We start from the raw sequence: 14,166 nt of genomic DNA, 5'->3' as shown, positions 1-14,166 counted from the left end.
TATACACATGAATCTATTAGCTGTAATACTGACCATCGGCCTTCCAGCCATTGATGAAAGTCTGGAGAAACTGTTGGTCGCCATGGAGACCTTTCCGAATGTTGCGGTACTAGGCGATGCTGTCAGCATGGCTCGGGCGTTGGGACTGTGTCTAGCACTTTGTGTAGGCTCCTATGAGTGTTGGATGATGATGTTGGGCCGTCGGGGGATGGATGTGATGAAACTCTTGCGTATCATTGGCATTTCTATCTGCATTTCCTCTTCCTCTTGGATATGTTCTGCCCTGCAGGTCCCGGGCAAGGGACTGGAATCCGCTACTCATGTCATGGCCAAGGCCAAGAACCGAGAAGTAGCAGCTTTCGAGCTAAAGGTAGCCCAGAAGCAGAGTGAGTATCTGGACCGTTTAAGAGCCGTGCAAGATTCTATCTCCACCGCTCAACAAGTAGCCGTCATTGGCCAGGATGCCGCTTGGTGGGACAAACTCATCTATAATGTAGAGAATCTGGGTAACACCATCAATAACTATGCGCAACGCGCCGCAGTTGCTGCTGAGACCAAAATGAGTGAGTGGATCAACGATGTCATACGCTTTGTGGGTGAACTCATTTTTCAAATGTCCTACTATGGCATCTTGGTAGCACAGCGGATCTTCATGGCTATCATGGTAATATTCTGTCCCATCATGTTCGCCTTGTCTTTGGCTCCACCTTGGAACTCTGCTTGGAGTCAATGGATGTCGAAATACCTTTCCCTCTCGTTGTGGGGTTTTGTCACCTACATGTGCCTCTACTACATCGACTTTATATTGCTCTACAACCTACAGCAAGATATGGTTGCCTACAATCACTTGCTGCATGGCTCCGTCAATTCGTGGTCACAAATCGGGGCTTTGGGTTTGCAAGGCATCGGATCCAACTGCATGTATGCCATGGGTATGTTAGTGGGTGCCTACATCATCCGTTTTGTGCCCGAAGTTGCCTCTTGGTTGATTCCCGGTGGTGTAAGTTCCGGTACAGGTTCAGCAGCAGGCGCCACCGTAATGGGCATGGCTACTACTGCAGGTGCGATGGCAGGCAGTGCGGCTGGTTCTGTAGCCGGTAGTACGGGTTCCATGGTCAAATCAGCGTTCAAATAATCTCAAAACTGATAAGATATGCTTATAGAATCATTAGCTCAGAAAACCAAACTCGCCATGATGACAGTCTTGACCACCATCGGTGGTTGTGTGGTCATCTGTGGATTTACCGTATGGTGTTGTATCTCGTTGGTCACCCAAGAAAGGAAACAGATTTACATCTTGGATGGTGAAATCCCTTTCTTAGCCCAACGCGCCCAGTTGGAGGCCAACTTCACGATGGAAGCCAAGGCTCACATCCAACTCTTTCATCAATACTTCTTCAACCTGCCACCGGATAACGATTACATCAAGTGGACGTTAGGCAAAGCGATGTATATGGCCGATGGTACGGCTTTGAAGCAAAAGCAAGCTATGGATGAGAATGGTTTCTACTCAGATATAATTTCCTCCTCAGCAGTCTGTACCATCATTTGCGATTCAATCCAGTTTGATGAACAGGAGCGGAGGTTTACTTATTATGGTACACAGCTTATCAAGCGTCGTACCACGGATTTGAAACGTTCCATGGTAACTACAGGCTTTATCGAAACAGTGCCGAGAACGAGAAACAATCCACATGGGTTGATGATTACCAACTGGAGAACGCTGGAAAACAAGGATTTGGATTATTAAAACGGATTACGGATATACGCTTATGAGATCATTCAGAAAGACATTGCGTGAGCACCGGCTCAAGACGCATGAACAGATTCGAAGTTGGTTACAACCAAAGTTGGGACGACTGGGTACAAGACACCGATTGGCCGCCCGAATCCGTTTGGCCAATTGCTGGGCAAGAAAGCATCCCAAACGAACTTTCGCCACTGTGGTAAGTTCTTTATCACTCCTGTTGTTGAGTACCGTAGCTTTGGATCAGCTACATGCCGACAAAGAAAATGGGCCTAATATCAGTATGATTGCCAATATGGAACCTATGTTTGAAGGCTTTCGAACCATTCAAGCCAATAAGGATGTGCATCGACACACCTTGCAGAATATGGCTTTAGAGGGTCAAGTGTTACGGCAAAAATTGGATTCCATGATAGCCATTCCGCATAAGTCGCATATGGATTCTATCCGTATTATCCAAAGCTATAGGCAATTGGAGAACATAGTCAATTCACTCAAAAACAACGATACCCCATGATGAAAATCAACTTTAAACAGCCCAAGTATATCTTTCCGCTGGTCATCTTCGTCCCTCTATGCGCCTTGATATACTTTGTGATGCAGAGCTTTGGCGGGAGTAGCGACGAGCAACAAGCCGTAGCAACCGACCGCATCAATATGGAGCTTCCCAAGGCCAATGCCGAGGAAGCTGGTGACAAAATGTATGAAATGTCTCGACGCTTTGGTGATGAAGATGCCTTTACTGCCGTAGGTGGTATTGGCGAGGATAAGAAAGAGGAAGAAGAACTGGAGCATGGTTACAGCGAAGAGGAGTTGAATCGTTTAGACGCTGCCGAAGCTGAAAGACTCCGACAGCAGAAGGAACTCGAAGAACTGGAGCGCTCTTTGGCAGAATCCAAGAAGCATATCAATAGCTATGCTTATGGTGGAAATAATAATTCCAATCCCTCGTCCAACTCTACCGATGATTTTGCCCGAGACCTCGAAGAGATTCAGCGTCGTAGCTATGAACGTCAGAAGGCCATTGAAAGTGGCTTAGGCTTTGGTCAAGCTGATGCCGACGAGAGGGAAAAGAAGTTGCGAGCGGATTCTATTGCTAAGGTACGTCAGGAAGAGAAGGAACGTAATCGGCCTAAACTGGTGATGAAGTCCAAAGATACCAATGCAGAGAAGTTCCATACCGTTTCGGGTGATGAAGAAGCAGTAGAAGCGAAACTGATTAGGGCGATGATTGACCAAACGACCAAAGCCAGAGAAGGTACCCGTCTTCGCTTCAAACTCCTCGATGATGTAACGGTGAGTGGTACTAAACTCAAGAAAGGCACCTATCTCTACGGTACGGTAACAGGATTTGGCCAGCAACGGGTACGTGCCACCATTACCAGCATTCTGATTGGCGATAAGTTCATCAATGTCAAGCTATCAGTCTTCGACAACGATGGTATGGAGGGTTTCTATGTGCCAGAGTCTGCCTTCCGTGACTTTGTCAAGGATGCCGGTTCCAGCACTGTTCAACAGAATATCAGCTTTGATTCTGAGAATGGTGAGACTGGAATATCCGGAGAAACTATTGCCTTGCAAGCATTGCAAAATATGTACAACTCCGCTTCCTCGGCTATCTCCTCCAGCATCCGAAAGAACAAGGCCAAAATCAAGTATAACACCATCGTGTATCTGATTAACTCAGAAGAAGCCCGATAACTCAATCCCATTTGTAACTCCTAAAATTTAGAATATATGAACACGAAGATTCTTTTAGTCGTATTCGCTTTTCTCTGCACACTATCTGCTGTTGCCAACGAGAAAATCTATGTAAACTGCGAAGTGACGACCCATATCGTGATGCCTGAAAACATCAAGATGGTGGACATCTCTACACCTAAAGTAATAGGTAATCAATGTGCTGATAACATTGTGCGTATCAAGCCCTTTCAGGATAATGATTCAACCCATACCTGTACCTATGCGGAGAACGAATTATTGGCGACGCTAACTTTGATTGGTGAACGACGCATCGCTCAATACGACATCGTCTATACGCACTCTCCGCAAATGGCAGCTTCCATCTATCGGGTTGCCTATAGTGAAACGCAGTCCTACATCAATCCGGAAGTAACCATGCCCATGGCAGAAATGGCTCGCTATGCCTGGGCTATTTATGGTAGTGAACGCAAGTACAATCAGGTCGTATCAAAAGCTCATGGTATGAAGGCGGTGGTCAACAATATCTACTCCATCGGAGATTACTTTTTTATTGACTATTCTTTACAGAACAAAACCAAGATTGCTTATGACATCGAGGAATTACGAGTGAAGTTGGCCGATAAGAAAGAGACCAAGGCCACTAACTCACAAACCATCGAGCTGACTCCGGTCTTTTCGCTCAATCATGTCAAGAAGTTCAAGAAGAACTATCGCAATGTGCTGGTGCTACCCAAGCTCACCTTTCCTGAAGAGAAAGTATTGCGCTTGGAAATTTCCGAGAACCAAATCAGTGGTCGTGTCATCATCCTGACCATTGAATATGAGGACATTCTCAATGCCGATGGCTTTGATGCCAACCTGATGAAGCATACTCCTTATTATCCGTATTACTACATATCCGATTAAGCCATGAAGAAGATCATCCTACTCATGCTTTGTGCCTTTACAGCTATGGGCACATTTGCGCAAGATAAGAAACTCACTGTGAATGCGGGCTTTCTGTTCCCCAGTACGTTAAATGCCATGGTGGGTTATGAATACCCATTAAGCTATGGGAATGCAGTTGAACTGTATGGAGAAGCGGGTACACATTGGCAATCGCCTACCTGTCATCGCTTTTGGGAGGATTACTATTGGGATGGTGGACTGGTCTATAAGCATCGACTGGTTCGTTACAAGAATGGAATGCTTCGCTTCCGTTTCGGCCCTCAGTTCGGTGCTGTCCAGCACAAGTTCTTCATGGGATTGGAAGGTGGCTTTGAATATAGCTATGTTTTCCAAAACGGATGTGAGTTCACCTTGATCCAAAAGAATAACGTGAACTTCCTGCATGGAGATACCTTTCGCAATGGCTTGTTGATAGGTTTCAAGATACCGTTCTGACCTCTTTACTCACATAAACCACTTTGCTTATGGCATTCGAAGAAACTCGCGAACAGCAGCAGATGTACAACTACTTCCGCAGCTGCATCTATATCTTTCTCATCATTGAGATTGTGATGAATCTGCCAGTGACAGCGGATAATCGCATCACGCAATTCATCATCGACCTTCTGGGACGGTTCAAGGTCTTCAATTCGGTATCAGGTTGCAAGATTACCGAACTGATTTGTATCTGTGTAGTCTGCATTGGTACTAAAGCTAAGAAGGCGTTAAAATTCAATCTCAAGACCATGGTCGTCTATCCTGTACTGGCCGGACTGACCTTAGTGGGACTTTGCTTTGTCTTCCATAACATGAGCATGGGCATTAGCTGGATGGGCTTCCCTGCCAATCGCATTCTCTATGCAGTCTGTTCCGTAGTGGGTACCATGCTGGTGCATCAAGGCCTCGATGGCATCGCCAAGTATTACAACTACAAGGTAGGCGAAGACCGCTTCAACTTCGAAAATGAGTCGTTTCAGCAGTCTGAGGTATTGGTCAATAACGACTATTCCGTGAATATCCCCATGATTTACTACTGGAAGCAGAAGATGCACAAAGGGTGGATCAACATCATCAATCCCTTCAGAGCGACGATCGTCTTAGGTACGCCTGGCTCTGGTAAGTCCTTCGGCATCATCGACCCGTTCATTCGGCAACATGCAGCCAAAGGGTTTACCCTTATGGTCTATGACTTTAAGTTTCCAACGCTTGCCAAGACGCTTTTCTATCAGTATTGTAAGAACCGCAAGGCTGGACGCTTGCCTGTCAACTGTGGCTTTCGTATTGTCAATTTTACCGATGTAGAGTACTCCAATCGTATCAACCCGATTCAGCGGAAGTACATTCCGGATTTGGCAGCAGCTTCAGAAACAGCAGCTACACTATTGGCTTCCCTTAATAAGGGAGGTGGGGAGAAGAAAGGAGGTTCAGAGGCATTCTTCACCAACTCAGCAGAGAATTTCTTGGCAGCCATCATCTACTTCTTTGTCAATTTCCATCCTGTGGGTTTCCGGAACGGCAAGAAACTGAAACGGTTTGTTTCAGTAAATGGACAAAAACTGGAAATTGTGATTCGTAATTGGGATGACTTCAATGCCATCGACAAGGACGGTTACGTGATTCTGGACTTTGTGGATGAGCATGGAAATGATGTCTCTACCGATGAAGACCGTATGTTTGTGGATTTGAATGGCTATCGTTACAAAGACCGTAACGGCCAAGAAGTCAAGATTGATCGATGCTGGTATGAGGATGAGAATGGTCAAGAGGTGGAACCCGATACCATTACGGGTGAATATTCAGATATGCCTCATGTACTTTCTTTCTTGGGCAGACCTTATGATCAGGTGTTCAATATCCTGATGCAAGACGACAAAATATCATCACTGATGGCTCCATTCAAGAGTGCTTACGAGAACAAAGCAAACGATCAGTTGGAAGGTATGGTGGGTACACTTCGTGTGAATGCAGCCCGATTGGTATCTCCAGAGGCTTATTGGGTGTTTACCGGGGATGATTTCGATTTGAAAATTTCAGACCGCAACAATCCCAGCTACTTGGTCATTGCCAATGACCCCGAGAAGGAGCAAGTAATTGGTTCACTCAATGCGTTGGTGCTTAACCGTCTGATTACACGAGTCAACTCGAAAGGGAACATTCCAGTGAGCATCATCGTAGATGAGTTGCCTACGCTCTACTTCCATAAGATAGACCGCTTGATTGGTACGGCACGTTCCAATAAGGTGGCCGTGACCTTGGGCTTTCAGGAACTTCCTCAGCTGGAGGCCGATTATGGCAAGGTGGGCATGCAAAAGATTATCACGACCTGTGGCAACATCTTCATGGGTGCAGCCCGTAACAAGGAAACACTGGAATGGGCGCAGAATGATGTTTTTGGTAAAGCCAAGCAGACTTCCCGTTCTATCTCCATCAACGACCAAAAGGTATCGACCACCATCGCAGAGAAGATGGACTACTTGGTGCCAGCCTCCAAAATTGCCGACATGGCCACCGGCTGGTTGGCCGGTCAAACTGCCCGTGACTTCACCGCTACCGATGACAGTATGCTCGACCGCTTTGACATTGAGCAGTCTGAAGAGTTCAAGACGACGAAGTACTTCTGTAAAACTCATTTCGACATGAAGCAGATTAAGGACGAAGAGAATCACTATGTTCCTCTTCCCAAAATCTATGAGTTCAAGAACGATCGAGAGAAGGAGGTCTTGCTCAATCGCAATTTCAAGCGGGTAAATCAAGAAGTAGAAAATATTGTCAAGGAATTATTGGGTATTGGCTGATTATGAGTACTTTCAAACTACCAACATTAAATGGTAGCACATTGAAGACCATCGCCGTAATCTCTATGGTGATAGACCATTGCGCCTACTTCTTAATGACGTCAGACACGAGGCAGTATGAGGTGATGCGGTGTTTGGGCCGTATCGCCTTTCCTGTTTTTGCCTTTTTGGCCGTGGAAGGATTTCTGCATACGAGGAACCGAATGCATTATCTTCACACGTTACTGGGTTTTGCCGTAGTAAGCGAAGTTCCTTGGTTATTACTCAATGGGAACGATGGGACACATAATGTATTGTTCACGTTAGCTTTGGGTGTAACTACTCTGATATTCTTGGATAAGCTAATCAAGAGTAACCGAACATTGAGTATTTCGGTAGTGCTTGTGATGGCTTACCTTGCTTATTACTTAGGGGTAGATTATGATTGGAGAGGTATGCTAATGATGGCTATCTTCTTTATTTTGAAGAGTAAAGGTGCTTCTCATTCACCCTTTAGTCGGGTGCTTCAGCTAGTATTTTCCTTCCCCTTAATGATGCACTACGGCATAGTAGGAGCCATGCTTGCCTGCACGGTTCTCTTTATGTACGATGGGAGCAGAGGATTTATCCAAGGTTCTGTGGCTAAATATGGATTCTACGCTATCTATCCTGTACATCTGCTACTCATCTGGTTTGTTCGCTGATTACAGCATCTTCAACACCTTAATAACCGACCGTATATAGTTTGGATCTTCCGCATAACCAATATCTCTGAGCCATACCAAGTAGTTGCCACCCTTATAGCGGTATTGCACCTTGGTATAGTAAGCCCGGACGCTTTCCGTCCAATGGTCAAATTCATAGTACTGTCCCAAACGAGGATTGGTTAAACCGAATAGATTGTGTCGATTCCGGCATAAAGGTGAAGTAAACCATCCTGTTTCCAGAATAGCTTGCGCCAAAACGACCTTCGGATGTTGGATATTATACCGCTTGATTTCCGCATAAAGATTGGGGATGGTTAGTTCTGGTAGCCCCTTCAATGGCTTCTTCTTTGACACCTTGGTTCTAACTTGATTGAGGGACGCCCTATGGTCACATTTCTGGACTCTGACCTTATGATGCATCATCGTGTCATTCATCACCTTCTTATCTTTTTCAAGCACTAGTGAATCTTTCTCTCCCTTATGTACTGCCACATTCTTTGAAGAAACCGCCTCGATGGCAGCTTCCTTGGTGATGGTATAGAACTGAGCCGATACCATCTGGGCGTTGAGCATCAAGAGTGATGCTATCAAAATAGTGTTGCGCATTTCTGTAGGAGTAGGCTTCCGCCCATACTTTTGTGACGGACAAGCGGTTACGACCGCAAAATTAACTCCTAAATAAATGGATATGGAAATGCACAACAGAAATCAATCAGAAATGCTGCCTTATGAGAAATTGGCAGTATTGGGCATTGACCGCGAAAAGGCTGATAGTTTACCCATTGAGGTAAAGGAAAAGCTAGTCGCTGGTGAAGTCACACCACTTATGCAGGTGTCGATAAGTGCCCAAAATGGTGACGTAATCACCATCCCCCTCAAACTCCAGCTGACTACAGACCAAAATGGCGCGCCGGCACTGATGGCTTATCCCGTCCGTGCAGCCCTCGAAGTGGAACGCAATCAGGCGCTTCGTCTCACTGAGCAAGAAGCGGAGCGTTTAACGAAAGGGGAAGTGATTCAGAAGGCGGTGGATGTGAATGGGGAGAAGACACAACAATACCTTCAACTCGACCCTGAAACGAAGTCGGTTATCCATCGCCGTGTGACGGACATCAAACTGGAGCAACAACTCAAGGACATGGAGAAGGTCAACGACATTGAGTTGGGAATGCAACAGAAGCAGCAGGTTCGTGAGGGTAAGCCCGTAGAACTGAATGTAGGTGGCGAGAAGGTGGCTGTAGGTATAGACCTCAAAGAGCCGCAAGGATTCAAAGTGATTCAGGGCGATATGAAGGAATGGGACAGACAGCAGAAACTGCGCTACGATGACCTCCACCCAGAATACTTGGGCCTGGTGATGACGGACAAGAACCGATGGGAATACCAGCAGGTAGTCGATAAGCAATCCCAAGAACGAGCCTTGAGACTGTCATCCACTCAGAAAGAATCGAAATCTCAATCTCTCAAACTTTAACCCTTTACAGCTATGCCCAAACAATCACCTCCAGAGAAAGACAAAGATGTGGGTATTCTCCAGCAGTTCGACAATTTGAAGAAGAAGCATCCGGATGCGGTTCTCCTCTTCCGTCATGGCGACTTCTATGAGACTTTCAAACAAGATGCGGTCAATGCAGCAACGGTGTTGGCTATTGCCATTGCTGATCGAATCTTCCCTATGGAGAAAGAGCCGATAAAAGTCGCCTCTTTCCCTTACCATGCTTTGGATGCCTACTTACCCAAACTTATCCGAGCGGGTATGCGAGTGGCTATCTGTGATGCGCTCGAAGCTCCTAAACAAATCAAAAAAGAATCCACCCTTTCAAACAACGAAACTATGGCGAAGAAAAAGAAAGAACAAGGTACGCAGGAAGAACCTACTCAGGCGGTCAAAAGTGCTGCAGAGGAAAAGCCTGCCAAGAAATCGAAGGCTGAAGCTACAGTGGAAACTAAGGCAGATGTCAAGAGTGAGCAACAATTTGAAGCCAAGCAGGAGCGTAAACCCCGTGAACCGCAGATGATAACAGCCAATGGGGAGAAAGTGACGCATGGTCATGCTTACCAAAACACTACCAATCCCAATGAATGGTATTTCACTGCTAAGATTGATGGTCAACAACTGAAACCACAAAAGATGGATGCTGCCGACCTGGCCGCTTATCAGAAGAAAGAGATGACGGTGCCCCAGCTGATGGAGCGTTACTATCCCAGTAAGCTCCAACCGAAAGTATCTGAAGAAGCCTTCAAGTTCCCGAAGCAGATAGCCGGTCCCGATGGTGCCATCAATATCGACAAGTTCAATGTCTATAAGGAGAAAGATGAGCAACGTCCAGATTTTGGCAAATACAAATTCTATGTCGAGGTAGGAGATACCAAGATGTCTGCTGTAGCTTCTCGTCAGGATTTGAATGCCTACTTTGATCGAACGATTGCCCCCACACAACTGGTAGAGAAAAATTTTGGCGAACGACTTCACTTGAAGTCTGCCTATGAGAAGTACCAACTTCCTGAGGGTGCCGATGCAAACGGCATTCGAGTAGCCAAAGACCATAACGACAACAAATGGAAAGTATCTATGGACTTGGGCGATAAAGGTCAGACCTCTAAGAAGGAGATATCCTTTGACGATGGCTATTCGCTCTTCAAGTCAAAAACGGCTACCCGTGAGCAAATTGCAGCCAAGTACCTGCATACAGAAATCACCGGACTACTCGCAGCTCCCACTGCCAAAATGGAGAAATCAGCCTCCATGAAGATGTAATATCATTATCCACTTAAAGAACAAAGATTATGTCAGCAAAAATGAATCACGAGGAGTTGGTAGAACTCCTGCAAGACGGTAAGATAGGCTATCTCCGTTTCGTTATGGACGGAGAAAACTCACAGGATTATTTGGATTGGTGCCAGAAGCATGGTACTGACCCTACCGATGAGTCCGCAGAATTTTATGTAGAACAGACCGACATCGCTCAAATGGACAGTCAGGTCATGAATGACGAAGCGTATGGCATATGGCACTAATACTTCCTCCACCGGCAATGCAGGGCAGGTGGCCATCGATCGCTTTGCCGAGATGATGATTGCCCGTATGGAGCAGATGAAGAGTGCGGATTGGAAGCAGGGTTGGATAGGAGGAGCATCCGGTTATGCCGGTCTTCCTCAAAATGTCGGGGGACGTAACTACTCCGGCTCCAACTCTTTCTTCCTCCAACTCCAGACAGCTGCCATGGGTTATCAACTTCCGGTCTATCTCACCTTCAAGCAGGCGCAGAATCTCAAGGCGCATGTGCTGAAAGGCGAGAAGGCGTTTCCGGTGGTCTATTGGGATATGCTGGTCAGAGACCAACATGGACAACGTATCAGTGCAGAGGAATACCGTGCCATGAGTAAGGACGAGAAGCAAGGACTGGAAGCGATTCCGTTCATCAAAGCTTTTCCGGTCTATAATGTGGCGCAGACTAATCTGGCCGAAGTGCAACCCGAGCGGATGCAGAAGCTATTGGATAAGTTCAAAATGCCTGAGCTTCGCGATACGCAAGGCATGTACGAACATGCTGCTCTTGACCGCATGATTCAAACGCAAGGTTGGCTTTGTCCCATTCAGGCTGATAAGCGTGAGAATGGTGCTTACTATTCGCCCAGTAAAGATATTGTAGTACTTCCGATGAAGGCTCAATTTAATATTGGCAATAGTCCCGATGAAACCTATCGGGGCGGTATGGAGTACTATTCCACCATGCTGCACGAGATGACGCACTCCACCATGACTCCGGAACGACTGAATCGTGAGATTGGCGGTAAATTCGGTGATCCATTGTATGCCAAAGAGGAGTTGGTGGCCGAGTTGACCGCAGCGATGATTAGTCACTCCATGGGCTTTGACTCCAAGATAACCGATAACTCAGCAGCCTATCTGGATTCTTGGATTGGGGTACTGAAGAAGGAACCTAAGTTCATTGTGTCGGTGATGGCGGATGTCAACAAGGCTTCGGAACTAATCCTAGACCATGTAGATAAGCAACGCCTACAGCTGAACGAGCAACCGTACTTGGCCAAGAACGATCCGCTAGCTCCTTTGGATGGTGTGGAACTTCCTTTCAAGAATGCAGCCATTGTCAAAACCCGAAACGGAGATTATGGCATCCGTGCTTCTTACGACGGTGTGGAACTGGGCTTGAAGAAGGTCTCCAAAGAAACCGCTCGTACCTATTTCCAGCTCACGGATATGAAGGACAAGACCGCTTTCCTTCATATGACTGCTCAAAAGACGTACGAACCGGAGTTGGCTATGATGCGTCAGACGCAGAAGGCCAGCGCAGGATTAAGAATCTAATATTCACCTTGTTAATAGACAGCAGACTATGACTGATTACAAGATTAACTTTAGGGAGCTGAAATCGAAGGTGGGCATCGATGATGTGGCTTATGATTTGGGCTATAAGCTGGATAAGAAAGCCGGTGTGGGCCGCTATATTGAGCTGGTGTTGAGTGATGGTAGAACCAAAAGCGACACCATCATCATCAGTAATCCCAACAACAAAGCTGCTCAGACTTTCTTTCGCAGAGATGGCTCCAAAGGGGATGTAGTTACCCTCATCCGCGAGAATCTGAACGCATTCAACGTGTCCGGCAAAGACGAATGGCACCGCATCGCTAAAGTACTGGCCAGATTTGCCAACGCACCTGAACCTGAGTATCATGAAGACCGGGAGTATGTCAGGTCTGCTAAAGTGGATGCCGTCTTTGACAGCGCCAGGTATGAGGTGAAACCGATTGATACGAATAAGCTACCTCCTTTGTTCGCTCAGCGAGGCTTATCCGCAGAAACAGTCCAAGCACTTTCTCCTTTTATCTCCTTGATACGAGATAAGAAGAATGAGAAGTTCGAGGGCTTCAATATAGGTTTCCCTTATACCCAAGGCGAGGACCAAACGGTCAAGGGTTATGAGATTCGAGGCTATGGTGGCTACAAGTCCAAAGCAGCAGGAAGTAATTCCAATTCAGCGGCCTGGGTAGCCGACCTCTCAGGAGGCAATTCAGAAGCAGTCAAACGCGTCTTCTTCTGTGAATCCGCATTCGATGCCATGGCCTTCTATCAGATGAACCGCCTACAGCTTTCATCTGATGTGGCCCTGGTATCTTTAGGAGGAACCTTTTCGGATGGGCAGATAACCGGCGTGATGCAGCGCTTTCCGCAAGCCAAGGCTTACGACTGTTTTGATAACGACTTAGCGGGACGTATCTATGGCCTTCGTATGTTGGCTTTATTGGAAGAGATACCGATGAAAATCAATAAAACCAACGAGGGGATTCTGGTGGAAGCGAAAGGAAAGAGATTCGTTTTGAATCAAGACCGTTCCTTGGCTGCACAACTGAGTGAACACTTGAACATCCGCTATCGAACCGGACAATGGCTTCCTCCCAAGGCATTCAAAGATTGGAATGACTGCCTCTTGAACAAGCCGATGGAGAGGATAATTACTCATCACAAAGAAGAACGTGAACAAAACCTGGCTGAGCGTAGAAACGCTGGCCTTAAAGTATAACAAGTATGAAAGCAATCTCATTCAAACCCAAAGTGCTGGCACTTGCAGCCTTTTTCGGTTTTGCGCTCTGTGCTCGCCCAGTTTTTGCTCAACAAACCGATCCGACTCTAACCGCAGCGGTAGTGGCACAAACGGTGATGTTGAACGATGTTCATCAGAAGCGCAAGAAGACCCAGGAGAGAATCATTGCAGCCGAAGCAGCCGTGACCATCGCCCTCGATCGCGTACATCGGGTCGAGGACAAGATGCTGGAGTACCTATCCAATGCCCAAGGTGCGATGCAGAATCTGTATCAAATCAAACGGGCAGGAGAGTTGGTCACGAAGGAGATACCGCAAAACTGTGCCTTGCTCACGAAGTCGGTAGGAGGAAACCTAAAAGGAACCGCGATAGCAGCCATCGTGTCCGATGAGCTAACGGATGCCGCCACGCAAATGGCTGCCCTCTACCCTTTCATGAAGCAGTTGGTCACCTCTGGTAGCTATAACGTGACGAACTCCGATGGCAACAAGGAGAAGCACAAAGTCAACCTGCTCAACTCTTCGGAACGCTATTATGTGGCCAATGAAGTCGTTACGCGCCTTGAAGCCATTAATACCGACCTTTTTATCTTAGCCTGGCAAGTTCGCACCCTCTCTTGGAACGACCTTTGGTTCTCTCTTGACCCTGAAGGATGGGCCAACGTGATGTCCGGCAAGAATATCATTGGAGGTATCATTGCAGATTGGAATCAAGGCTACGTACTAAAATGGTAATTTTCAAAT

At 46.6% G+C, this 14,166-nt stretch carries 15 protein-coding genes; 14 read left to right on the top strand and 1 reads right to left on the bottom strand.

What is annotated here, in order from left to right; translation table 11 throughout:
* Positions 1–7: 7 nt before the first annotated feature.
* The 8 genes from HMPREF1212_RS11495 to HMPREF1212_RS11460 are packed head-to-tail and all read left to right on the top strand — an operon-like array spanning position 8 to position 7,856.
* Entirely contained in the window at positions 8–1,135 is a 1,128-nt protein-coding gene (locus HMPREF1212_RS11495; protein ID WP_046149447.1) for a membrane protein, read from the top strand.
* A gap of 18 nt (positions 1,136–1,153) precedes the next feature.
* Positions 1,154–1,750 carry a conjugative transposon protein TraK gene (gene traK, locus HMPREF1212_RS11490; RefSeq protein WP_046149446.1) on the top strand — a complete coding sequence of 199 codons (597 nt, stop codon included), beginning with the start codon at positions 1,154–1,156 and terminating at the stop codon, positions 1,748–1,750.
* Between the two features lie 22 nt (positions 1,751–1,772).
* The gene (locus HMPREF1212_RS27315; protein WP_046149445.1) at positions 1,773–2,264 is read left to right on the top strand and encodes a hypothetical protein; all 492 of its coding nucleotides are present in this window, start codon (positions 1,773–1,775) and stop codon (positions 2,262–2,264) included.
* The gene (locus HMPREF1212_RS11480) at positions 2,261–3,448 is read left to right on the top strand and encodes a conjugative transposon protein TraM (RefSeq protein ID WP_046149444.1); all 1,188 of its coding nucleotides are present in this window, start codon (positions 2,261–2,263) and stop codon (positions 3,446–3,448) included. The genes HMPREF1212_RS27315 and HMPREF1212_RS11480 overlap by 4 nt, the downstream gene beginning before the upstream one ends.
* A gap of 36 nt (positions 3,449–3,484) precedes the next feature.
* Complete coding sequence (gene traN, locus HMPREF1212_RS11475; protein WP_046149443.1) at positions 3,485–4,357, top strand: conjugative transposon protein TraN; 873 nt, start codon at positions 3,485–3,487, stop codon at positions 4,355–4,357.
* A 3-nt stretch (positions 4,358–4,360) separates the two neighbouring features.
* The gene (locus tag HMPREF1212_RS11470) at positions 4,361–4,834 is read left to right on the top strand and encodes a hypothetical protein (protein WP_046149442.1); all 474 of its coding nucleotides are present in this window, start codon (positions 4,361–4,363) and stop codon (positions 4,832–4,834) included.
* Positions 4,835–4,863: 29 nt separating this feature from the next.
* Entirely contained in the window at positions 4,864–7,173 is a 2,310-nt protein-coding gene (locus HMPREF1212_RS11465) for a type IV secretory system conjugative DNA transfer family protein (protein ID WP_046149441.1), read from the top strand.
* Between the two features lie 2 nt (positions 7,174–7,175).
* Positions 7,176–7,856 (top strand): TraX family protein, encoded by a 681-nt coding sequence (locus HMPREF1212_RS11460; RefSeq protein ID WP_046149440.1) that lies wholly within the window; start codon positions 7,176–7,178, stop codon positions 7,854–7,856.
* Here the strand turns inward: HMPREF1212_RS11460 and HMPREF1212_RS11455 are convergent, their stop codons facing one another.
* On the bottom strand, positions 7,857–8,465 hold the full coding sequence (locus HMPREF1212_RS11455; RefSeq protein WP_046149439.1) for a glucosaminidase domain-containing protein: 609 nt from the start codon (positions 8,463–8,465) through the stop codon (positions 7,857–7,859). It lies immediately after the preceding gene.
* 82 nt (positions 8,466–8,547) lie between these two features.
* Between HMPREF1212_RS11455 and HMPREF1212_RS11450 the strand changes: the two genes are divergently transcribed.
* Genes HMPREF1212_RS11450 through HMPREF1212_RS11425 form a run of 6 tightly spaced genes read left to right on the top strand, consistent with a single transcriptional unit; the run spans position 8,548 to position 14,157 of the window.
* Positions 8,548–9,333, top strand: coding sequence for a DUF4099 domain-containing protein (locus tag HMPREF1212_RS11450; protein ID WP_198286886.1), 786 nt, complete (start codon positions 8,548–8,550; stop codon positions 9,331–9,333).
* A gap of 12 nt (positions 9,334–9,345) precedes the next feature.
* Positions 9,346–10,617 carry a MutS N-terminal domain-containing protein gene (locus HMPREF1212_RS11445; RefSeq protein WP_046149438.1) on the top strand — a complete coding sequence of 424 codons (1,272 nt, stop codon included), beginning with the start codon at positions 9,346–9,348 and terminating at the stop codon, positions 10,615–10,617.
* A 29-nt stretch (positions 10,618–10,646) separates the two neighbouring features.
* On the top strand, positions 10,647–10,877 hold the full coding sequence (locus HMPREF1212_RS11440; RefSeq protein WP_046149437.1) for a hypothetical protein: 231 nt from the start codon (positions 10,647–10,649) through the stop codon (positions 10,875–10,877).
* Positions 10,861–12,189, top strand: coding sequence for an ArdC family protein (locus HMPREF1212_RS11435; protein ID WP_046150354.1), 1,329 nt, complete (start codon positions 10,861–10,863; stop codon positions 12,187–12,189). The genes HMPREF1212_RS11440 and HMPREF1212_RS11435 overlap by 17 nt, the downstream gene beginning before the upstream one ends.
* A gap of 28 nt (positions 12,190–12,217) precedes the next feature.
* Complete coding sequence (locus tag HMPREF1212_RS11430; RefSeq protein ID WP_046149436.1) at positions 12,218–13,402, top strand: toprim domain-containing protein; 1,185 nt, start codon at positions 12,218–12,220, stop codon at positions 13,400–13,402.
* 5 nt (positions 13,403–13,407) lie between these two features.
* Positions 13,408–14,157, top strand: a complete 750-nt coding sequence (locus HMPREF1212_RS11425; protein ID WP_046149435.1) for a hypothetical protein — start codon at positions 13,408–13,410, stop codon at positions 14,155–14,157.
* Positions 14,158–14,166: the final 9 nt, after the last annotated feature.

Source organism: Parabacteroides sp. HGS0025, from assembly GCF_000969845.1.
Classification (GTDB): domain Bacteria; phylum Bacteroidota; class Bacteroidia; order Bacteroidales; family Tannerellaceae; genus Parabacteroides; species Parabacteroides gordonii.
The sequence above is the reverse complement of the archived record's forward strand: the minus strand, read 5'-3'. Positions and strand labels throughout refer to the sequence as shown.

Coding starts and splice junctions, on each gene's coding strand:
- HMPREF1212_RS11495 (WP_046149447.1), top strand. CDS start 8: ATGAATCTATTAGCTGTAATACTGACCATCGGCCTTCCAGCCATTGAT.
- traK (WP_046149446.1), top strand. CDS start 1,154: ATGCTTATAGAATCATTAGCTCAGAAAACCAAACTCGCCATGATGACA.
- HMPREF1212_RS27315 (WP_046149445.1), top strand. CDS start 1,773: ATGAGATCATTCAGAAAGACATTGCGTGAGCACCGGCTCAAGACGCAT.
- HMPREF1212_RS11480 (WP_046149444.1), top strand. CDS start 2,261: ATGATGAAAATCAACTTTAAACAGCCCAAGTATATCTTTCCGCTGGTC.
- traN (WP_046149443.1), top strand. CDS start 3,485: ATGAACACGAAGATTCTTTTAGTCGTATTCGCTTTTCTCTGCACACTA.
- HMPREF1212_RS11470 (WP_046149442.1), top strand. CDS start 4,361: ATGAAGAAGATCATCCTACTCATGCTTTGTGCCTTTACAGCTATGGGC.
- HMPREF1212_RS11465 (WP_046149441.1), top strand. CDS start 4,864: ATGGCATTCGAAGAAACTCGCGAACAGCAGCAGATGTACAACTACTTC.
- HMPREF1212_RS11460 (WP_046149440.1), top strand. CDS start 7,176: ATGAGTACTTTCAAACTACCAACATTAAATGGTAGCACATTGAAGACC.
- HMPREF1212_RS11455 (WP_046149439.1), bottom strand. CDS start 8,465: ATGCGCAACACTATTTTGATAGCATCACTCTTGATGCTCAACGCCCAG.
- HMPREF1212_RS11450 (WP_198286886.1), top strand. CDS start 8,548: ATGGAAATGCACAACAGAAATCAATCAGAAATGCTGCCTTATGAGAAA.
- HMPREF1212_RS11445 (WP_046149438.1), top strand. CDS start 9,346: ATGCCCAAACAATCACCTCCAGAGAAAGACAAAGATGTGGGTATTCTC.
- HMPREF1212_RS11440 (WP_046149437.1), top strand. CDS start 10,647: ATGTCAGCAAAAATGAATCACGAGGAGTTGGTAGAACTCCTGCAAGAC.
- HMPREF1212_RS11435 (WP_046150354.1), top strand. CDS start 10,861: ATGGCATATGGCACTAATACTTCCTCCACCGGCAATGCAGGGCAGGTG.
- HMPREF1212_RS11430 (WP_046149436.1), top strand. CDS start 12,218: ATGACTGATTACAAGATTAACTTTAGGGAGCTGAAATCGAAGGTGGGC.
- HMPREF1212_RS11425 (WP_046149435.1), top strand. CDS start 13,408: ATGAAAGCAATCTCATTCAAACCCAAAGTGCTGGCACTTGCAGCCTTT.